The following is a 20,620-nucleotide window of genomic DNA, read 5'->3' as shown; positions in this document are numbered from 1 at the left end:
CGCCGGGCGGCATGAGCGGGCCGGAGGGCGCACCGCGCCCCTGCCGGGCCGCCTCGACCAGGCCGGACGACTCGGCCAGCCCGGCGGCGACGAGCACCTCGGCGGCGGCGAGACCGGTCGAGCAGGGCAGGGGTTCCCCGCAGACGGGGCAGGTGGTCATCCCGGCGGTGGGCCCGGCGCCACCGGCGTGGGCCTTCATCACCTCGGCGGCGGTGCGCGCCAGAACGCTGTCCGGCCGGATGTACGCCGTCGACCCTGTAGCCATGGTGGTCCCCTGTCGGTACGCCGCGCGCCGGGACACGCGGTCAGCACAAGTTCACCGCGACCGGGGCGGCTTTGGAGCGGTTTCGCGCAATCGGAAGACCTTCGGCGGATGGCGGCAGGGGACGCCGTAGGGCGGGGCGGCGGTGGTTCGCCGCAGGGTCCCGTCAGGAGCACGCAATGAACCATTATTCACTCACTGTGTGCTAGACGTCGCTCTCCGTACCATCAGGGGACATCCATCTCCTCGCCCGGAGGTGAGCCATGGACGACGCCGGATTGTACCGCGAGCAGATCCTCCGGCACGCCGGTCCCGTCATCACCGGCCGTTTCGTCGGCTTCCAGGCCTCGTACACCCGGGAGGTCAGGGTCGGTCAGCCGTTGCTGCTGGCCGTCTTCGTGGCGGCCGGGGTCGCCCAGAGCCTCGTCGCGCTGATCCTCGCCACGCTGCGCCGCGGCGGGGGCGGTGCCCGCCGCAGTTTCAAGGAGCTGAAGAAGGGCCCGGAGTACCTGGTCACCCCGTTGCGGGTCCGCGACGACCTGGGTCAGACGTACGAGGTCGAGATGCACGGGTATCTGCCCGTGTCCGCGCTGCACCGTGGCGATCTCGTCCAGTTGCGTACCCTGCCGCAGAAGGACCCTGATCTGCCGGTGAAGGTGCGGCAGGTCCTCAACCTCACCACCCTGCAGCCACTGACCCCGCGGGTCCCGACGCTGTGGTCGCATCTCGGCACCGGTCTGCTCATCCAGGCCGTGCTGGGCCTCGTGCTGGTCGGGCTGGTCGTGGCGGCCTGGCTGCACTGATCGCCCGCCGTGAATGCGGACGGGCGCACGCGGGTAACGAACCGGCGGTCCACTCGCGACGGCGAGCACAAGGCGGCCCGGCGCGCCCGCGTCCGGGAGTTGCGCGCCCGACGATGCGATGAGACGGTGACGGTGCGTGGAGAGGGTGGTGCACTGTGGGTGAAGAGGTCGAGCAGCACGCGTTCACCCGCGACGACCGCGCCCGGTACCGGCAGAAGATCCGCCGCAGCCTGGACGTGTTCGCGGGAATGCTGCGCGAGTCCCGGTTCGAGTTCGAACGGCCGCTCACCGGCATGGAGATCGAGCTGAACCTCATCGACGAGCACTGCGACCCGGCGATGCGCAACGCCGAGGTGCTCGGTGCCATCGCGGACCCCGACTACCAGACCGAGCTGGGCCAGTTCAACGTCGAGATCAACGTGCCGCCGCGGCTCTTGGCCGGCGACGGCAACACCGATCTGGAACGCGGCCTGCGGGCCAGCCTCAACAACGCCGAGCAGCATGCCCGCTCGGTCGGCGCGCACATGGTGATGATCGGCATCCTGCCGACGCTGCGGAGGGAACACCTCACCATGGACTCGCTGTCGGCGAACCCGCGGTACAAGCTGCTCAACGAGCAGATCTTCGCGGCCCGCGGCGAGGACCTGGACATCCGCATCGACGGCGTCGACCGGCTCGCGGTCACCACGGACACGATCGCGCCCGAGGCGGCCTGCACGAGCACCCAGTTCCACCTGCAGGTCAGCCCGGGACAGTTCGCCGCGTACTGGAACGCGGCGCAGGCCATCGCGGGCGTCCAGGTCGCGCTGGGCGCCAACTCGCCGCTGCTGTTCGGGCGGGAGCTGTGGCGCGAGACCCGCATCCCGCTGTTCGAGCAGGCGACGGACACCCGCAGCGAGGAGATCAAGGCGCAGGGGGTACGCCCGCGGGTGTGGTTCGGCGAGCGCTGGGTCACCTCGGTGTTCGACCTGTTCGAGGAGAACGTCAGGTACTTTCCCGCCCTGCTGCCCATCTGCGACGACGCCGACCCCGAGCAGGACCTGGAACGCGGCGACATCCCCGAGCTCAGCGAGCTGCGCCTGCACAACGGCACCATCTACCGGTGGAACCGGCCCATCTACGCGGTCGTCAACGGCCGCCCGCACCTGCGCGTCGAGAACCGGGTCCTGCCCGCCGGGCCGACCGTGGTGGACACGATGGCCAACGCGGCGTTCTACTACGGGCTCGTGCGCAGCCTCGCCGACGCGGACCGTCCGCTGTGGACGCAGATGTCGTTCAGCGCCGCCGAGGAGAACTTCCACTCCGGTGCCCGGCACGGCATCGCCGCGTCGATGTTCTGGCCCGGCCTCGGGTACGTCCCGGTCACCGAGCTGGTGCTGCGCCGGTTGCTGCCGCTGGCCCACGACGGGCTGGACCGGTGGGCGGTGCCCGCCGCCGAACGCGACCGCCTGCTCGGCATCATCGAACGCCGCTGCCTCACCGGCCGCAACGGCGCGCAGTGGCAGGTGGATACGCTGCACGCGCTGGAGGCCGACGGCCGGGAGCGCCGCGACGCCCTGCACGAGATGCTGGAGCGGTACCTGCCGCTGATGCACGGCAACGTGCCCGTCCACGAATGGCCCCTGCCCGGCTGACCGGGCCACCCGGGATCCGGCACTGCCCGTCCTTCTACCTCGGGCCGAGCGGGCTGCCCACCTCGGGCCGGGCGGGCTGCGCATTCCCGGGCCCGGCCGCCGCAGCGGCCCATCCGTCCCCCGCGCCGGTCGCCGCCGCCACGGTGACGCCCGAGCGCACCGACTTCGGCAGGATCAGGCGCGCGCCGCGCCCGGCGGCCAGCAGCGCGGCGGCCTCGGCCACACTCGGCGTCCCGGCGGCCACGGCCACCCGCGGGCTCGGATGCGGCACCGGCACGGCGGCGAGTTGCTCGGGCCGGAAGGCCCGCAGCGTCCAGCCGCGGCGGGCGGCGACCGCCCGCAGCGCCGGGTCCGCCCGGCGGTCCAGCGTGGCGAGCATGCCGACGTCGCGGCCGGGCACGGCCGCCGCGGCCAGCGCGGCGTCGATCGCCCGGTCCAGCTCCTCCTCGGGTACGCCGCCCCGCGCGCCGACACCCACCACCACCCGCCCGCGGCGTGCCGCCTCCCCTCCCGCTGCCGACCCGCCGCCCGCCGTCACGGTGTGGCCGCAGAACGCTCCACCGCGGCGGCGGTGACCACGCGGCGCGCGAGGTCCGGGTGGCCGGCCCAGTGCAGGTGCAGATAGGACGCGTGCAGCGCCGGGGTCGCGAAGCCCTCCGGGTCGGCGCCGCGCCACCCCCACGCGGCCCCGGCCGCCGGGGACAGCAGCAGCCCGGAGCGGGGCTGCACCACCGTACGGTGGAACTCGTGCCCGGTGACCCTGGTCCCGGCCACGGCGAGGGGGCTGTCGGTCAGCGCCGCCGCGTCGCGGTAGCCCAGCGTCAGCGCCGGGGTCATGGCGGCCTCCGCGTCGAGTACGCCGCACATCGGGGCGCCGTCGAGACTGCGGCACAGCCAGAGCAGGCCCGCGCATTCGGCCACGATCGGCAGACCCGCGGCGGCGCGGGCGGCCACGTCGCGGCGCAGCGGCTCGTTGGCGGACAGTTGCGCGGCGTACACCTCCGGGAAGCCGCCGCCGACGACCAGGGCGCGGGTGCCGGTGGGCAGGGCCTCGGCGCGCAGCGGGTCGACCGTGACCACCTCGGCACCGGCACCGGCCAGCAGCTCGGCGGTCTCCGCGTACGAGAACGTGAACGCCGGACCGCCCGCGACCGCGACGACCGGACGGCCCGGCACGGGCTCGGCCGCCGCCGGGGTCCACGCGGTCGCCGCCAGCGGCGGGGCGGCGCGGGCCAGCGCCAGCACCGCGTCCAGGTCCACGGCGGACGCCACGAGCGCGGCCAGCGCGTCCACCGCCGCGACGGCCTCGGCGCGGCGCTCGGCGGCCGGGACCAGCCCGAGGTGGCGGGACGGGGCGGCCACGGCGTCGGCGCGGCGCAGCGCCCCCAGCACCGGGGTGCCCACCTCCTCGCACGCCTCGCGCAGCAGCGTCTCGTGCCGGTCGGAGCCGACCCGGTTGAGGATGACCCCGCCGATGCGCACGTCACCGAAGCTGCGGAAGCCGTGCACCAGGGCGGCCACGGAACGGCCCTGGGCGGCGGCGTCCACGACGAGCAGCACGGGAGCGTTCAGCAGGCGGGCCACGTGTGCCGTGGAGCCGGTGTCACCGGCGCCGGTGCGGCCGTCGTACAGGCCCATGACGCCCTCGACCACCGCGAGCTGTGCTCCGGCCGTACCGTGCGCGAACAACGGCCCGATCAGCTGCTCGCCCACCAGGACCGGGTCGAGGTTGCGCCCGGGCCGCCCGGCGGCCAGGGCGTGGTAGCCGGGGTCGATGTAGTCCGGCCCCACCTTGAACGGGGCGACCGCGAGGCCGCGTGCCGCGAACGCGGCCAGCAGGCCGGTGGCCACCGTGGTCTTGCCGTGCCCGGACGCCGGTGCCGCCACCACCAGGCGGGGCACGCTCACCATTCGATGCCCGGCTGCCCCTTGCGGCCCGCGTCCATCGGGTGCTTGAGCTTGGTCATCTCGGTGACCAGGTCGGCCGACGCGATCAGGTCGGGGTGCGCGTCCCGGCCGGTGATCACGACGTGCTGGGTGCCGGGCCGCGTCCCCAGCGTCGCGACGACGTCCGCCACGTCCACCCAACCCCATTTCATCGGGTACGTGAACTCGTCGAGCACGTAGAACCTGTGGGTCTCGGCGGCCAGGTCCCGTTTGATCTGCGCCCAGCCCTCGGCCGCCTCGGCGGCGTGATCGCGTTCCGTGCCGGCCCGCTGGATCCAGGACCAGCCCTCGCCCATCTTGTGCCAGGCCACGGGCGCGCCGCCGGTCGCGCCGAGCGCCTTGAGGGCGGTCTCCTCGCCGACCCGCCACTTCTCGCTCTTGACGAACTGGAACACCCCGATCGACCATCCGGCACTCCAGGCCCGCAGCGCCATCCCGAACGCGGCCGTGGACTTGCCCTTGCCGTGTCCGGTGTGCACCGCCAGCACGGCCTGGCGGCGGCGCTGCCGGGTGGTCAGGCCGTCGTCCGGCACCGTCGTGACCTTGCCCTGCGGCATCAGGCTCTCCCTCCCGGCATGCGCTCGGTGCACGTGCTCATGCTGCCCTCCCGGCGGCCGTGGTGTGTTCCAGGTGTTCCAGCGGCACCAGATCCGCGTCGAGGGCCGCGGCGAGGCGGCGGGCCAGGCCCAGGCGCACCGGGCCCGACTCGCAGTCGACCACCACGGAGGCGACCCCGGCCAGCGCACCGGCGACGGTCGTCGGGTCGGGCCCGCTGGTGGCGCGGCCGTCGGTGACCACCACCAGCAGGGGGCGGCGGCGGGGGTCGCGGCGGCGCTCGGTGGCGATGGTCGCGGCCGCGGTGCGCAGGCCAGCGGCCAGAGGGGTACGCCCACCCGTGCGCAACGAGGCGAGCCGCAGTACCCCGACCTCGTGGCTGGAGGTGGGCGGCAGTACCTGCTCCGCGGACGAACCCCGGAAGGTGATCATGCCGATCCGGTCCCGCCGCTGGTAGGCGTCGCGCAGCAGCGAGAGCACGGCGGTCTTGACCACGGTCATCCGGCGCCGCGCCGCCATCGAGCCGGAGGCGTCCACGACGAACAGTACGAGGTTGGCCTCGCGCCCGACGTGCACGGCCTCCCGCAGGTCGCGCGACCGTACAACGAGGCCGCGGACGTGGGTGGCGCCCTGGCGCTCTGGGGCTCGGTGCTCTGCGGCTCGGTGCAGGGCGGCGCGCAGCGTGGCGGGCAGGTGCAGGGCTCCGGTGAGGCGGCCGTGCGGCACCCGCGCCCCGACGACCCGGCCGCGGCGGGCGTATGCCGGTGAGCGCCGACCCGCGTGGCCGCCCTCGCCGCGCGCGGCGATCCGCAGGGTGCGCGGGCGGAACACGGCGCCGGCCTGCGCGGTCCCCTGCTGCGGGTGGCCCCGTGACGGCTTCGACCGATCCTGCGGCGCCTGATCGGCTGGTCCGGTCTGGTCCGCGGATCCCGTCGGTTCGGGCGGGCGGTCACTCGCCGGGCCGGGCGGCGACGCACCGTCCGTGGCGGACGGGCCGCCGTCACTCGCAGGCGGACCGCCGCCCGGAGGCGGGCCACCGTCCGGAGGCGGGCCACCGCTCGGGGGTGGGCCGCTGTCGGGTGGCGGGGTGCCGCCGTCCGGCGGAGGGGGTGGGTCGTCGTCGTCCGGGTCGGCCGCGGCCAGGGCCTCCTCGAGGCGCTGCTCGTCCGTGCCGGGCGGGTCGAGCGGGTCGCGGCGGCGCCGGTGCGGCAACGCCAGCCGGGCCGCGTCCTTGACGTCGTCGCCGGTCACCCTGCCCCGGCCGTGCCACGCCGCCAGCGCCACCGCGCACCGGGCCACCACGATGTCGGCCCGCATGCCGTCCACGCCGTACGCGAGGCACACGCGGGCGATCCGGTCCAGCTCGGCGTCGGGCAGTGTGATGCCGGGCAGGGCGGAACGGGCCGTGGCGATCCGGCGCGCCAGCGCCCGCTCGGCCTCGGTGAACCGGGCCGCAAAACCGGCCGGGTCGGCCTCGTACGCGAGGCGCCGCCGCACGACCTCCGCCCGCTGCCCGGCATCGCGGGGCGCGGCGACCGTCACCACCAGCCCGAACCTGTCCACCAACTGGGGGCGGGGCTCGCCCTCCTCCGGGTTCATGGTGCCGACCAGCAGGAACCGGGCGGCGTGCTTGACCGACACGCCGTCGCGCTCCACATGCGCCCGTCCCATGGCGGCCGCGTCGAGGAGCAGGTCGACGAGGTGGTCCGGGAGCAGGTTGACCTCGTCGACGTACAGGGCGCCGCGGTGGGCGGCGGCCAGCAGCCCCGGCTCGTACGCCTTGACCCCGTCGGCGAGGGCGCGCTGGATGTCGAGGGTGCCGACCACCCGATCCTCGGTGGCGCCGACGGGCAGTTCCACGAGGGTGGCGGGCCGGTGGCCGTGCGGGGCCCGGGTCTCGTGTGGCCCGTCGGGACAGTCCGGGTCGGGGGCGGCGGGATCGCATGCGAAGCGGCAGCCGCGTACGACGTCGACCTCGGGCAGCAGCCCGGCGAGCGCGCGGACCACGGTCGACTTGGCGGTGCCCTTCTCGCCACGGACCAGGACGCCGCCCACGGCCGGTGACACGGCGGTCAGGAGCAGGGCGAGCCGCAGATCGTCGAGGCCGACGACGGCGGAGAACGGGTACGCAGGCAGCACGCGGCAATCCCCTTCCGCGGGTGTCCACGCCCGCATCCTCAAGGTACGAGCGGCCGGAGTCTCCTGGCTCCCGGATCGGCGCTCGCCGCGGCCTTCCGGCCGTCTCCGGCCGTGGCGTCGTCGCGGGTCGCTCCCCGGTCACAGTGGCGGGACCGCCCCGGTTTCGCACCGGGTTCCTCCGCTACCGCTCGCCGGTCATGCTTTCCTACCACGCCACCCGGCGTCAACGTGACGTGCCGCCCCTCACGACACCCACCTCCGGTCGTCCGGGTGCAGCCGGCCCGCGTCGGGTTGGCGGACGCCCCCGGCACGGGGACCCGGTGGCGCGGCTCACGGCCGCCGCGCACGGGCGCTGGGCTCAGGGGACGGTACTGCCCCGCGCGAGTGTGTCCAGTTCGGTGTGCATCTCGGTGACCGCGAGGGCGGCGCGTTCGACGAGCGGGCGCAGCCGGCGGTACAGGGCAGCGGCGTCCGGGTCGGGCCGGGTGGGTGTTCCGACGCCGACCAGGGCTGCGGCGTGGTCCAGGTCGGGCAGGGCGCCGAGGGCGTGCCAGCCCAGCAGGCCGGCGCCGAGCGCGGTGCCCTCGCGGGCGCCGGCGACCGCGACCGGCAGGTCCAGCGCGGCGGCCAGCACGCTCACCCACAGGGTGGAGGCGACAGCGCCGCCGGTGGCCCGTACCTCGGTGACCGGAATCCCCTCGTCGGCGACGGTGTCGCGGACCAGCGCCAGCTGCTGGCACACCCCCTCGACCGCGGCGCGGACCAGGTGGGCGCGGCCGTGCTCGCGGCCCAGCCCCAGATAGGCCCCGCGCAGCCCGGGACGCCACCACGGCGCCCGCTCCCCCAGCAGGTACGGCAGGCACAGCAGGCCCTCGCTGCCCGCCGGGACACCGCCCGCCTCGACCAGCAGCGCGGCATCGCCGAGGTCCTCGCCGACACCACCACGCCCCGCTGCGACGGGCGCGCCCGCGTCGGCCCGGCCGCCCTCGGACCGGTCGATGTCGAGCCGCTCGCCGCCGGGCGGGTCTGCGTCGGGGTAGCCCGTGAACGTGCGCCTCGCCCAGCGCACCACCGATCCGGCGTTGTTGACCGCCCCGCCGATGACCCATCGGTCCGCGGTGAGCGCGTAGCAGAACAGCCGCCCCGCCCGGTCCACCGTGGGCGCATGGACGACCGTACGCAGAGCGCCGCTCGTGCCCAGCGACACCGCGGCCACGCCGGGCGCGGTGGCGCCGACGCCGAGAGTGGCCAGCGGCCCGTCGGTGGCTCCGACGATCACCGGGATGGTGTCGGGCAGCCCGGCCGCGGCCGCGACGTCGCGGCGCAGCGGAAACTGCTCGGTGGTGGGCACCACCTCGCCGAGCTGCGCGGTCCGCACCCCGGTGATCTCCAGTGCCTCCGGATCCCAGCGTCGCTGGTGGATGTCGTAGAGCCCGGTCCCGGAGGCGGCGGACAGGTCCACGACGAACGGCGCGTCCGCGAGCGCCGCCAGCACCAGCTCCTTGACACCGCCCCAGCGGGGCGTGTCCCGCAGCGTCCCCGGGTGGGTGTCGTGCCACCAGGCGAGCTTGGCCAGCGGCGACATCGGGTGCACGGGGGTGCCGGTGCGCGCGTGCAGGGCCGGGGCCCGCCCGGCCGCCACGAGCGCCGCGGACTGGGCCCCGGCGCGCCCGTCGGCCCAGGTGATCAGCGGGCCGAGCGGGCGGCCACCGGGATCCAGCGGGACGAGCCCGTGCAGGAACGCGCTGAGGCTGACCGCGACGACCCGGTCGCCGCGCTCGCGGGCCTGCCGGGCCACCTCGACCAGGGTGTGCACGGCAGCGTCGCGCAGGAGTCCCGGGTCCAGCTCGGCCCGGCCGGCCGCGGGTACGGACAGCGGATAGGTGACGCTGGCGAGCCCCCTCGGCTCACCGGCCGCGCCGACCGCCACCGCCTTGGTGGCGGTGGTGCCGGTGTCGATGCCGACGATGACGTCCACAGGTCAGCCCCGCACCGCCACGAGACCCAGCGCCGCCACGAAGCCCAGCGCCGCCACGAAGCCCAGCGCCGCCACGAAGCCCAGCGCCGCCACGGGGCACAGCTGCGCCGGAGCGCCGTCCAGAGTCGACGCCGACACGATGATCCGCTGTGGGCCGGGTACCGTCACGCCGCCGAGCCCAGTCAGCGGGAGAGGCGCTGCGCGTACCCATCGCGCAGGTCGTCGAAGCCGTGGGCGAGGGCGTCGCGGCCGCGGATGACGCCGACCGGCGCGCCGTCGAGCAGCCGCTGGAGCACCGCGATGCACAGGTGCCATCCGGCGGCGACCATCGCGTCCGTGCCGGGCCGGGCCAGGGTGTGCCGCAGGGTGAGCCGGGTGCCGCCGCCCCCGGCGTCGAGTTCCCAGCGCAACCGGTCGTCGCCCCAGGTGTATTCGAGAACGCGGGGCGCCTCGGCGCGCAGCACGGTGACGGGCTGCGCCAACCGGGTGTCGCCGTCGATCATGGTGAGGGTGGTGTCGCCGGGCGTGCCGAGGTCGCGGGCGACCGCGAAGGGTGCCCACTGGTCGAGTTCGCCGGGGTCGGTGAGGGCGCGCCACACCCGTTCGGGCGGGTGCCGCAGGTCGCGGACGAAGACGAGGGTCCAGGCGTCTCCGTCGGGGGCGATGCTGGCGTCCCCAGGCGGGCCCGGGTCGAAATCGGTGGTGTGGCTCATGGCTGCTCCTCGCCGTCGAGGTGGCGTTCCAGTGCATCGAGATGACGGTTCCACAGCGCGCGGTAGGGCGCCAGCCAGGCGTCCAGGGCGCGGAACCGCTCCGGCTCCAGGTGGTAGATGCGCTGCTGGGCGGCGGCCCGGCAGGTGACGAAGCCGGCGTCGCGCAGCACCCGCAGGTGTTTGGAGACCGCGGGCTGGCTCATCCGCAGCGCGCCGACCAGGGCGCCGACGCTGCGGTCGGCGTGGCGCAGCTCGTCCAGGATGCGGCGGCGGGCCGGATCGGCCAGCACGGCGATGGCGTCCACGGGCACGACCCCGACTATTCCACTCGGGTTATATAACCGTCAAGGCACGCACACGACAACCGCCCCGCCGGCCGAAGCCGACGGGGCGGATGAGCGAACGGGGTCAGCGCTTGTCGATCGGGACGAACTCGCGCTCCGGCGAGCCCGTGTAGAGCTGACGCGGGCGGCCGATCTTGGTGGTCGGGTCCGCGTTCATCTCGCGCCACTGGGCGATCCAGCCCGGCAGGCGGCCGAGCGCGAACAGCACCGTGAACAGGTTCGTCGGGAAGCCCATGGCCTTGTAGATCAGGCCGGTGTAGAAGTCGACGTTCGGGTAGAGCTTGCGCGAGACGAAGTAGTCGTCGGCGAGCGCGATCTCCTCGAGCTTGAACGCGATGTCCAGCAGCGGGTCCGGCTTCTCCATCGTGGACAGCACGTCGCGGGCGGCCTTCTTCACGATCGCGGCACGCGGGTCGTAGTTCTTGTAGACCCGGTGGCCGAAGCCCATGAGCTTGACGCCCTTTTCCTTGTTCTTCACGCGGTTGACGAACGTGTCGACGTCGCCACCCTCGGCCTGGATCTGCTCCAGCATGTCCAGGACCGCCGCGTTCGCCCCGCCGTGCAGCGGGCCGGACAGGGCGTTCACCCCGGCCGAGACCGACGCGTACAGGTTGGCCTGGCTGGAGCCGACCAGCCGGACCGTGGAGGTGGAGCAGTTCTGCTCGTGGTCGGCGTGCAGCACCAGCAGCATGTCGAGGACCTTGGCGATGGTCGGGTCGACGTCGTAGTGCACCGTGGGCAGACCGAACGTCATACGCAGGAAGTTCTCTACGTAGTCCAGGGAGTTGTCCGGGTACGGCAGCGGATGCCCGATGGCCTTCTTGTACGCGTACGCCGCGATGGTCGGAAGCTTCGCCATCAGCCGGATCGTGGAGATTTCGACCTGATCCGGGTCTGTCGGGTCGAGCGCGTCCTGGTAGAAGGTCGACAGGGCGGTGACCGCCGAGGAGAGCACCGCCATCGGGTGCGCGTCGCGCGGGAAGCCGGAGAAGAAGGTGCGCATCTCCTCCTGCAGCAGCGTGTGCACCCGGATCTTGTCGGCGAAGGCGGCAAGTTCCGTGGGGGTGGGCAGCGCGTCGTGGATCAGCAGATAGGACACCTCGAGGAAGGAGGCCTGACCCGCGAGCTGCTCGATCGGGTACCCGCGGTAGCGCAGGATGCCGGCGTCACCGTCGATGTAGGTGATCGCGGACGAGCAGGAGGCCGTGTTGACGAAACCCTGATCCAGGGTGACGAAACCGGTTTCCTTCAGCAGCGCGCTGACCTCGATGCCGCCGGGGCCCTCGACCGCCTCGCGCACCGGCATCGTCAACTGGCCACCGGGGTGGTCGAGCTTGACATCCGTCATGTATTTCCCTCGCTTCACCGGCAGATGTCCCCTAGAACGTGAACTTCACCGTAAACCCTCAACCTGAATGGGTCATCAGCTGCCCGCCTGCTGAGGCATTGATCACCTGTGCGACGAAGAACACACCGCATAGATAATGGTTGTTGGAGGTGGGAGTCGATGCTGACCCCGGGCTCGACCGGTGTGGTGGTAGGCGTGAACCGGACCGCGGCCGGCCTCGCCGCGGTGCGGCTGGGTGCCCGGGAGGCGGTGGCCCGCGGGTGCGCGCTGCGGATCGTGCACGCATTCACGTGGCCTGAGAAAGCACCGCCACGACCGTGGCCTGAGACCGTAGGGCCCGGACCCGGACAGGACCTGGAAAGCCAAGACTACGGCACGGCGCGGCAGGCTGCGGCCCGGATGGTCGAGCACGCGGTGGCCGTGGCGCGGCGTGCGACCCCGGCACCCGACGTCCGCGGCATGGTCGTCGACGGGCCGCCCGCACGGGTCCTGCTGCAGCAGAGCCGCACCGCCCAGCTGCTGATCCTCGGCGAGGACGACCTGGCCACGGTGCCCCACCTGACGGTCGGCTCGGTGCTGCTGCAGACGGTGTCGCGGGCCCGCTGCCCGGTCGTCGTGGCCCGCGGCGTACGCCCGCCCACCGGTCCCCTGCTGGCCGGGGTGGACGGTAGCGCCACGTCGCTGGCCGCGCTGCGGCACGCCGCCGCGGAGGCGCACCGCCGGCACCTCACCGTCGAGGTGGCGCACGTGGTGGAGCGGCCGGGCCCGGCGGCGCAGGCCCGCGCGCGGGGCCTGATCGACGCGGCCGTCGCGGCCGTACCCGAACTGCCCGCCCACCGCGTCCTGCTGCTCACCGGGGATCCGGCGACCGAGCTGGTCCGCGCCTCCCGGCACGCCCGCATGGTGATCGTCGGGCCGCGCGGCGCCGACGGCAGCCCCCTGCTCGGCATCGTGGCGTATGAATTGCTCCGCCGGTGCGTGTGCCCGACGCTCTTTGTCCACGGGACCACTGCCGACGAGCGCACCACTACGGGTACGGTGCCTTCGGCGGGGGCGCTGGCCTCCTGACCGGACGCGGGGCGTGCCACCCGTCCCGGCGGGGCGGCCCGGCGAGGTACGCGTCACGAAGTACTCGCCGACCTGCTGGTCGGGGACGGTCCTGCCAGGGGGAGATGGCGGTGCGATCCACAGCTCCGTCGACCGGTGGTCGGCGGTACGTGCCATGGTGGGCTTTCGCCGTGGCGGGTGTAGCCGCCACGGCTCTCTACGTCGCCGAACTGTCGCGGACCACGAGCGTGCTGGCCTTCGCAGTGATCGGCGTCGGCACGGTCACCGCCTGTCTCGTCGGCCCGCGCCGCTTCGGCGCGCAGCCGCGCGCGGCCTGGTCGCTGATGGGCGCGGCGGCGCTCTGCTTCCTGGTCGGGGTCGTGGTCCGGCCGTGGGCGACCAGCCTGCCCTATCCCCGTGATCTGCTGGGTGACGCCGCCACCATCCCCGGCTACCTGCTGCTCGGATCGTTCTTCGCGATGCTGCTGCGGGCCCGGCAGAGCCTGGAACGCCACGCCGTGCTCGACGGGCTGATCGTCTGCCTGGCCGCAGGGCTGGCCAGCGCGCTGCTGCTGGCGGCGCCCGCGGCGGCCCTGCCGGGGCGCCCGGCCGCCGAGTCCGTGCTGGCGGGGCTGTACCCGCTGTTCGACGTGATGCTGCTGCTGCTCGTGGTGAACCTGACCTTCACAGCCACCACGTGGCCGTTCAGCCTGGTCACCCTGCTGGGCACGATGTCGCTGATGGTGGTCGGGGACATCGCGTACGCGATCATCGGGGTGGCCGGCCTGACCTACGCCTCGCCGCTGCTGGACGTGCCGTTCCTGCTCGCGTACGTGCTGCTCGGGGTGACCGCCCTGCACCCGTCCGTGGCGCGGTTGAACCGGGCCGCCCGGCGGCCGGTCCAGGCCTGGTCCCGGCGCCGGATGTCCCTGCTCGGCCCGGCCATCTGCGTGCCGTTCCTGCTGCTCGTGGCGGTCGGCGGGCTTTCCCCGGCATACCGGGTCACCATCGCGGTCGGTGGGGCCGCCCTGGTGGTGCTGCTGCTGGCCCGTGCGGTGTCCGCGGTGCAGGCCCAGGTCGCGGCGCAGTTGGACTACGAGCACCAGGCCGTGCACGACCTGCTGACCGGGCTGCCGAACCGAAGGATGATCTCCGCGCACATCGCCCGGCTGGTCGAGGCGGCGCCGCTGGAGGGGCCGCACCGGGTCTGGGTCTGCTACCTGGATCTCGACGGCTTCAAATGGGTGAACGACTCCTGGGGTCACGACACCGGTGACCAGCTGGTGATCGAGGTCGCGGCGCGGCTGCGCGCGGCCGTGCCGGCCTCGGCCACGCTCGCCCGGGTCGGCGGCGACGAGTTCGTGCTGGCCTACGTGGGCGAGCAGGCCGGGGCGCTGAGACTGGTCGAGGAGGTGCAGCGCAGCTTCGCCAGGCCGCTGCCGCTGCGCGACACAGAGGTGGTGATCAGCGCCTCGATCGGCATCGCGCACGCGGCGGGCGGCCCCAGCCCCGAGGTGACCGCCGAGGCCCTGCTGCGCGACGCCGACACGGCCATGTACCGGTCCAAGGCCGAAGGGCCGGGGCGGTCCACGCTGTTCGACGTGTCGATGCACGACCGGGTCCGCGAGCGCATCGAGCTGGAGGTGGCGCTGCGCACCGCGCTGGCGGAGGGGCAGCTGCGGGTGACGTACCAGCCGATCGTGCAGCTGGCGACGGGGCGGCCGGTCGGGGCGGAGGCCCTGGTCCGCTGGGACCACCCCCAGCGTGGGCCGATCCCGCCGGTGACCTTCATCCCGGTCGCCGAGGACACGGGCCTGATCGGCCCGATCGGCACATGGGTACGCAAGCAGGCGCTGAGCCAGCTCGCCCGCTGGCGCGCCGACGGCACCGTGACCGACGACTTCTACCTGTCCGTGAACGTCTCGCCGCGCCAGCTCACCGACGCCGACCTGCCTCTGATCATCTCTGCGGAGCTGATGCAGCACGGCGTGCCGGCCCGCGCGGTCGCCCTGGAGATGACCGAGTCGGTCATGGTGGACGGTTCCAGCGTGACCGCCCGTGTCCTGTTCGAGCTACGCGAGCTGGGCGTGCGCCTGCTGGTGGACGACTTCGGCACGGGCTTCTCGGCGCTGGGATATCTGCGCCGCTTCCCGGTCACCGGCGTCAAGATCGACCGGTCGTTCGTCTCCGGGCTGGGCCAGATCGTGGAGGACGAGGAGATCGTCCGCGCGGTGGTCGCGATGAGCTGCGCCCTGGGGCTGAGCATCGTCGCGGAGGGGGTGGAGAACCGGCGGCAGTGCGAGGCGCTCGCCGCCGTCGGGGTGACCCAGGGCCAGGGCTGGCTCTGGGGGCCCGCGGTGGCGCCCGAGGAGTTCGCCGACTCCTGGGGCGCCGCGGCCATGGCAGCGGGCCGGGATCAGCTCGCCGCGGGGAACTCGTAGCACCAGAACGACTGGCTGTCCAGCCGCTGGGCACGGGCCGAGCCGGTGATCCGGCCGAGGATCGTCTCCACCCGCTCGGGCAGCGAGTGCATGACCTCGTTGTGGGTGCACACGTCGATGTTGACCATGCCGTTCACCGCGGTGATCGGGCGCATCTGCTCGCGCAGCAGCCGTACGAAGACCCCCATGCCGCGCGGGCCGGGCTTGGCGCCGACGAACACGCAGTAGAAGATCCGCCGCTGGGCGTACTCCTCGGGCCAGCGGTGGGCGAAGTAGTCCGGCGAGATCAACGGAATCGCGTGCAGGTCGTCGGTCTGCGCCGAGAGGCCCACGATCTCGTCGCCGTCGCGGGCCACGTACTTCGTGATCCGCTTGTCGCCCATCAGGTCGTCGAACTCGTGCCGATGCATGAGGTGCCGGTTGACCGCGAGTACCCGCAGCTCGTCGAAGGTCTCGCGGTAGAAGTGCCAGGCCGCGTCCTGCAGCTCGGCGGGCAGCTCCGAGACGATATCCAACTGCATGAGTTCCTCCCCGTTCAGCGCGATCGACCGTAGCCGATGGGCGCCCGGAGCGCCGGAGAGTCACCTCGTGGTGACGAGCTGGCGCACGGGCGACAAGTCCGGCATCATCCGCTCGGCCCGAGTCCTTTCATCGGCACCGGCGCGGCCGATGAAAGGACTCCCATGGCGACGGCGCGTGACGCTCATCGCGGCCGGTGACGGCGGCGCGCGCCCGGATGGGGCAGGCTTGACGGATGCGGTTCGCCACGTGGAACGTCAACTCGGTCAAGGCCCGCCTCCCCCGGCTGCTGGACTGGCTCGCGGACACCAGCCCGGACGTCGTCTGCCTGCAGGAGACCAAGGTCCCGGCGGACGGTTTCCCGGCCGAGGAGGTCGCCGCGCTCGGCTACACCAGCGCCGCGTACGGCCAGGGCCGGTGGAACGGGGTCGCGCTGCTGTCCCGCATCGGCCTCGACGACGTCCGCCACGGCTTCGCGGGCGAGCCGGGCTTCCCGGAGCCGGAGGCGCGGGCGATCAGCGGGCTCTGCGGCGGCGTGCGGTTCACCTCTGTGTACGTGCCGAACGGGCGGACCCCGCAGGACCCGCACTACGACTACAAGCTGCGCTGGCTGGCGGCGTTCCGGGACGCCCTGGCCGCCGATGTGGCGGCGGGCCCGGTGGTGGCGGCCGGGGACTTCAACGTGGCACCGACCGATGACGACGTGTGGGATCCCGCGCTGTTCGTCGGCGCCACCCACGTCACCGCGCCGGAGCGGGAGGCGCTGGCCGCGATCCTGGCGGCCGGGCTGACCGACATCGTGCCGCGCCCCATGAAGGGCGACCATCCCTTCACGTACTGGGACTACCGCGCCGGCATGTTCCACCAGAACAAGGGCATGCGCATCGACCTCGTGTACGGCACGCCGACGGTCGCGGCCGCCGTGCGCGACGCGGTGGTGGACCGGGAGGCGCGCAAGGGCAAGGGCCCGTCCGATCACGCGCCGATCGTCGTGGACCTCGATCCGATCGGGACCTGATCCCGGCAGCTCCGCGAGACCGGGGGGTCCGCGAGACCGGGGGGTCCGCGAAAGCGGCGGATCCGCGGAACCGGCGGGTCCGCGGAACCGGTGCGGGATCACGCCCGGAGCCTCGCGCATTCGGCAGGGCGGAAAGTCTCGCGGAAATAGGGTCGCGCCCACAGCCGCGGGCCGGGTAGCGTGCCCGCATGATCTCCTGACGTCGCCGCCCGCCCCGGACCCGCGCCCCGCGCCGGTCCGGCACCGCGGGCTCTCGCGCCCCCCGGGCCATCGCGCCCGGGCCGTGCGCCGGCCTCTCCGGTTCCGGGCACTGCGGCGGTGTCGTCTGCCGTGGAACAGCCCACCCGCCGCTCGGGACACCCGACCGCGCGCCGCCCTGGCGGCGCCCCGTCCACGGCTCTCTCTCCTCGACTCCAGGAGGTCTCCGTATGCCTGACCAACCGTTCACCGTGCACGTCGACCGCGACGAGCTGGCCCGGCAGGCCGTCGTGCCTGGGCGCGACGACCACCGGACCGCAGCCGCCCCCGCACCGCACCACGGTGCCGGGGACTCCCGCCTGGCCGCGCGCCAGCGCTCGGAGCAGGCCCGCTCCGGCCGGGCGTCACGGTCCGGCCAGAGCCGGTCGTACGCGTTCCGCCGCAGCTGAGCCGCTCGCGGACCGACGGCACGGCATCGACGACACGGGGGTGGCCCGGGACATCCGTCCCGGGCCACGTTTCGCTCATCCGGCGAGGGCCACCACGTCGTCGAGGTAGCCGTGGTACATGTCGGAGGTCGTGTTGAAGTTCGGCCCGCCGATCCGCAGTGGCATGTTGTTGCCGATCTCCAGTGTGGACGGGATGACGGTGTGGCCGCGGTCCACGCCGTCGACGTACACGGTCAGGGTGGCGCCGGAGCGGCGGCAGAGCACCCGGTGCCAGGCGCCGTCGGCGACCGTGATCGAGGAACGCGCGACGTACGCCTGGCTGGAGCCGCGCCCCACCACCACGCACTGTGCCTTGCCGCGGTTCGCCCCGACCTGGAGCTTCCACTGGCTCTGGGTGTCCGACACACCCTTCTGCATGATGTTGGACGAGCCGATCACCTGCCACTGCTTGACGTAGACCGTGGCGCCCCAACGGAACGGGGCGGTGCCCGGATCGAGATCGTTGTCGTCCGGCGCCTCGAACAGCGCCCGCGGGCACCTTGTCGCGGTACGGGCGCAGGGCGCCGGGAAGCCGACGTACCGGCCGGTGGCGGTACGCAGGAAGCGGATTGTGCCACCGTCCACACTGCGCATCGTCAGCGGCGCGCCGGAACCCGAGGTGTCCGCGATCCGCCCGGTCGCCGTCGGTCCGGCGTCGAACGTGTACCGCATGACGGTCCGCGGTGCGGCCGTGGCGCTCGCGGCCAGGGCCGGCACGGCGGCCGGGGTCGTGATCAGCAGGAGGGTGAGGAGTCTGGCAGGAACCTTCATGGGGCTTGAAGTTACTTAGGTGCTCTTAGCGAGCAAAGTGCTCCGATTACCGTTTCGGCCTTTTTATCCGAACGCCCCGGCCGACCCCGCGATCGGGCGCCCGTCGTGGGGCATGGCGCACGCGGCCAAAGTCGAACATCACACCCGGGCCCCGCGGTGGGAACGGGCCAGCATCTCGCCCGCCTCGGTGGCGGGCACCGGCCGGGCGAAGTGGAAGCCCTGGGCCCGCTCGCATCCCAGTGCGCGCAGCAGCGCCACCTGCTCGGCGGTCTCCACCCCCTCGGCGATCGTGCCGAGTCCCAGTGCGGTCGCCAGGTCGATGATCGCCTTCACCAGGGTCCGCGCGGTCGGATCCGGCTCACCCGACGCCGGCATGAACGACCGGTCGATCTTCAGATGGTCGATCGGCAGGTCCCGCAGGTACGCCAGCGACGAGTAGCCCGTACCGAAGTCGTCGACGGCGACCCGCACCCCGTGCTCGCGCAACGCGCTCAGGTGCCGTACGGCCTGCTCGGCGACGGGGCCGGAACCCACCAGCACGCCCTCGGTGATCTCCAGGATCAGCGCCCGCGGCGGCAGATGTGCACTGTGCAGGGCGTCGAGGACCTGCGCCGCGAAGTCCGGCTCACGCAGCTGGCGCGGCGAGGCGTTGACCGACACCACGGCGCCGTTGTCCCGGTGCCACGGGGCGGCGACCCGGCACGCCTCGTGCAGCACCCACGTGCCGATCGGCACGATCAGCCCGCTGTCCTCGGCCTCGGGGATGAACGCGTCGGGCGGCACCATCGCCTCCCCCTCGGGCCGCCAGCGCAGCAGCGCCTCGGCGCCGACGTAGCGTTCGTCGGCGAGCCGGACCAGCGGCTGGAAATGCAGCAGCAGCTCGTCGCGGTCGAGGGCGCCGCGCAACCGTTCCACGGTCCGCGCCCGGGCCAGCCGCTGCTCACGCATCCGCAGGTCGAACGTCGCGAGCTGGTCGCGCCCGGCTGCCTTGGCCGCGTGCAGCGCCACGTACGTGTCGCGCAGGATGTCGGCGGTGAGCAGGTCGGGGTCGAGCCCGCGCAACCCGACGCTGATCGCGGCGAACAGCGCGTGATGGTGCACGGTGACCGGGCGGCGCATGGCGACCAGCAGTTCCTCTGCCCAGCCGATGGCCTCCTCGTCGGTGGCTCCCTCCAGCAGCACCGCGAACTCGTCGCTGTCCAGCCGCGCGACCATCGCCCGGCCCGCGAACATCCCGGTGATCCGGTCGGCCACCGCGACCAGCAGGTCGTCGCCGACGGCGTGCCCGAGCCGGTCATTGACGTCCTTGAAGTCGTCGATGTCGAGCACGATCAGGGCGCCCGGGGTCGCCGCGGCCAGGGCGGCACCGATCCGCTCGTAGAGCAGGGCCCGGTTCGGCAGGCCGGTCAGCGCGTCGTGCTGGGTCCGGTGGCGCAACTCCCCCTGCAGCTCGGCCTCCGCGCGCAGGGCCTGTTCGAGGCGGGTGGCGTGGCGGCGGGCGACGTCGTTGAGCTGCCGGATCCGCCACAGCAGCAGGGCCGCGGCGAGGGAGGTGATCAGCAGCGGCACCCCGATGTCGCCCGGCTGGATGGTGCCGCGGATCCGTTCGTGCGTGAGGTACACGGCGGTGACCACCGGGGCGAGCACCACCGTGAGCAGGTACACCGGCGCGGCGGTGACCTGTTCCGGCGCGGCGACCGACGGCCGAGCGGCCTCCGCCGGGCCGACCGGCGGGCCCGGGGTCGCCGGCTCGGGTGCGCCGATGCGGGCCATCGACGGATGCAGGCCGGCGGCGCCGAGCAGCACGTGCGCCATCAGCGAACCGAACACGCTGAGCAGGGGCGTGACCCCGTCCGGTGCCGCGAAGTACGCGGTATCGGAGACCAGCAGCATGGCCGTGGCCAGCGCGACCAGGACCGTCGAGGGGTTGCGCCGCGCGCCGCGGACCAGCCGCACCGCGAGGGCGACCATGGCGAAGTCGAGCAACGGAAACGCGAGGCCCCGGACATGCACGGGAATGCGGCCCGCGTCGCTGATCGGGTCGACCACGACGATCCACCACAGCAGTGCCGCGCCGCAGGTGAGGATCCCGGCCTCGGCCATGCTCCCGCTGGGGGAACGGGCCCGGCCGCGCGCCCCCAGCATCGCCAGCGCGACCGCCAGCATCAGGTAGACCGGGTAATAGAACAGCTCCAGGACGGGTGGTGCGGCGCCGTTGCGCCCGCCGAGCAGCTGGCTGATCACGCCGAGCGTCGTCGTCGCGCCGATCACGGCGGTCAGCAGCCACCAGGGCACCGGCCGCGCGGGCCGGTGCAGCCGGATACCCGCGATGATCGCCCCGGCGGTCGACAGCCCGATGAGCAGTCGCCCGGCCGGTCCACCCGCGGCCGCCCCGGCGGTGGTCAGCAGCACCGA

Annotated in this window: 18 protein-coding genes and 1 riboswitch; of the genes, 6 read left to right on the top strand and 12 right to left on the bottom strand. The window is 73.7% G+C overall.

The annotated features are described in order from the left end of the window. The first annotated feature begins 525 nt into the window (after positions 1–525). Together ACMCNN_RS11870 and ACMCNN_RS11865 are read left to right on the top strand one after the other, a co-directional pair. Positions 526–1,065: a hypothetical protein gene (locus ACMCNN_RS11870; RefSeq protein WP_412746237.1), complete on the top strand. Its 540-nt coding sequence runs from the start codon at positions 526–528 to the stop codon at positions 1,063–1,065. Positions 1,066–1,220: 155 nt separating this feature from the next. Next, the gene (locus tag ACMCNN_RS11865; protein WP_412746236.1) at positions 1,221–2,699 is read left to right on the top strand and encodes a glutamate--cysteine ligase; all 1,479 of its coding nucleotides are present in this window, start codon (positions 1,221–1,223) and stop codon (positions 2,697–2,699) included. Between the two features lie 34 nt (positions 2,700–2,733). Here ACMCNN_RS11865 and ACMCNN_RS11860 read toward each other — a convergent pair whose 3' ends face one another. From ACMCNN_RS11860 to ACMCNN_RS11820, 9 genes are all read right to left on the bottom strand, one after another. Next, positions 2,734–3,183, bottom strand: a complete 450-nt coding sequence (locus ACMCNN_RS11860; RefSeq protein ID WP_412746235.1) for a cobalamin biosynthesis protein — start codon at positions 3,181–3,183, stop codon at positions 2,734–2,736. Between the two features lie 50 nt (positions 3,184–3,233). Then, on the bottom strand, positions 3,234–4,610 hold the full coding sequence (locus tag ACMCNN_RS11855) for a cobyrinate a,c-diamide synthase (protein ID WP_412746234.1): 1,377 nt from the start codon (positions 4,608–4,610) through the stop codon (positions 3,234–3,236). Next, complete coding sequence (gene cobO / locus ACMCNN_RS11850; protein WP_412746233.1) at positions 4,604–5,203, bottom strand: cob(I)yrinic acid a,c-diamide adenosyltransferase; 600 nt, start codon at positions 5,201–5,203, stop codon at positions 4,604–4,606. The genes ACMCNN_RS11855 and cobO overlap by 7 nt, the downstream gene beginning before the upstream one ends. A 37-nt stretch (positions 5,204–5,240) precedes the next feature. Further along, positions 5,241–7,340 (bottom strand): VWA domain-containing protein, encoded by a 2,100-nt coding sequence (locus ACMCNN_RS11845; protein WP_412746232.1) that lies wholly within the window; start codon positions 7,338–7,340, stop codon positions 5,241–5,243. 33 nt (positions 7,341–7,373) lie between these two features. Then, positions 7,374–7,544: riboswitch (cobalamin riboswitch) on the bottom strand. 154 nt (positions 7,545–7,698) lie between these two features. Continuing rightward, on the bottom strand, positions 7,699–9,318 hold the full coding sequence (locus ACMCNN_RS11840) for a gluconokinase (protein ID WP_412746231.1): 1,620 nt from the start codon (positions 9,316–9,318) through the stop codon (positions 7,699–7,701). A gap of 3 nt (positions 9,319–9,321) precedes the next feature. Continuing rightward, positions 9,322–9,486: a hypothetical protein gene (locus ACMCNN_RS11835; RefSeq protein WP_412746230.1), complete on the bottom strand. Its 165-nt coding sequence runs from the start codon at positions 9,484–9,486 to the stop codon at positions 9,322–9,324. A gap of 14 nt (positions 9,487–9,500) precedes the next feature. Then, positions 9,501–10,031, bottom strand: a complete 531-nt coding sequence (locus tag ACMCNN_RS11830) for an SRPBCC family protein (RefSeq protein WP_412746229.1) — start codon at positions 10,029–10,031, stop codon at positions 9,501–9,503. Next, positions 10,028–10,342, bottom strand: a complete 315-nt coding sequence (locus ACMCNN_RS11825; protein ID WP_412746228.1) for an ArsR/SmtB family transcription factor — start codon at positions 10,340–10,342, stop codon at positions 10,028–10,030. Before ACMCNN_RS11825 ends, ACMCNN_RS11830 begins: the two co-directional genes overlap by 4 nt. Positions 10,343–10,439: 97 nt before the next feature. After that, positions 10,440–11,723, bottom strand: a complete 1,284-nt coding sequence (locus ACMCNN_RS11820) for a citrate synthase (protein ID WP_412746227.1) — start codon at positions 11,721–11,723, stop codon at positions 10,440–10,442. 159 nt (positions 11,724–11,882) lie between these two features. Here ACMCNN_RS11820 and ACMCNN_RS11815 point away from each other — a divergent pair, with 159 nt between their 5' ends. Together ACMCNN_RS11815 and ACMCNN_RS11810 are read left to right on the top strand one after the other, a co-directional pair. Continuing rightward, on the top strand, positions 11,883–12,791 hold the full coding sequence (locus ACMCNN_RS11815; protein WP_412746226.1) for a universal stress protein: 909 nt from the start codon (positions 11,883–11,885) through the stop codon (positions 12,789–12,791). Between the two features lie 170 nt (positions 12,792–12,961). After that, entirely contained in the window at positions 12,962–15,211 is a 2,250-nt protein-coding gene (locus ACMCNN_RS11810; protein WP_412746225.1) for a putative bifunctional diguanylate cyclase/phosphodiesterase, read from the top strand. Here the strand turns inward: ACMCNN_RS11810 and ACMCNN_RS11805 are convergent. Then, positions 15,187–15,732, bottom strand: coding sequence for a hypothetical protein (locus tag ACMCNN_RS11805; RefSeq protein ID WP_412746224.1), 546 nt, complete (start codon positions 15,730–15,732; stop codon positions 15,187–15,189). The two genes, ACMCNN_RS11810 and ACMCNN_RS11805, sit on opposite strands and share 25 nt — an antisense overlap. A gap of 233 nt (positions 15,733–15,965) precedes the next feature. Here ACMCNN_RS11805 and ACMCNN_RS11800 point away from each other — a divergent pair, with 233 nt between their 5' ends. Further along, positions 15,966–16,748, top strand: coding sequence for an exodeoxyribonuclease III (locus ACMCNN_RS11800; protein WP_412746223.1), 783 nt, complete (start codon positions 15,966–15,968; stop codon positions 16,746–16,748). 428 nt (positions 16,749–17,176) lie between these two features. After that, positions 17,177–17,395 (top strand): hypothetical protein, encoded by a 219-nt coding sequence (locus ACMCNN_RS11795; protein ID WP_412746222.1) that lies wholly within the window; start codon positions 17,177–17,179, stop codon positions 17,393–17,395. A gap of 75 nt (positions 17,396–17,470) precedes the next feature. On the opposite strand, the gene ACMCNN_RS11790 is transcribed toward ACMCNN_RS11795, so the two are convergent. Then, on the bottom strand, positions 17,471–18,205 hold the full coding sequence (locus tag ACMCNN_RS11790; protein ID WP_412746221.1) for a LamG-like jellyroll fold domain-containing protein: 735 nt from the start codon (positions 18,203–18,205) through the stop codon (positions 17,471–17,473). 138 nt (positions 18,206–18,343) lie between these two features. Then, on the bottom strand, positions 18,344–20,617 hold the full coding sequence (locus ACMCNN_RS11785; protein ID WP_412746220.1) for a putative bifunctional diguanylate cyclase/phosphodiesterase: 2,274 nt from the start codon (positions 20,615–20,617) through the stop codon (positions 18,344–18,346). Between the last annotated feature and the right edge of the window lie 3 nt (positions 20,618–20,620).

The organism is Krasilnikovia sp. MM14-A1004 (assembly GCF_047159485.1).
GTDB lineage: Bacteria > Actinomycetota > Actinomycetes > Mycobacteriales > Micromonosporaceae > Actinoplanes.
The sequence above is the reverse complement of the archived record's forward strand: the minus strand, read 5'-3'. Positions and strand labels throughout refer to the sequence as shown.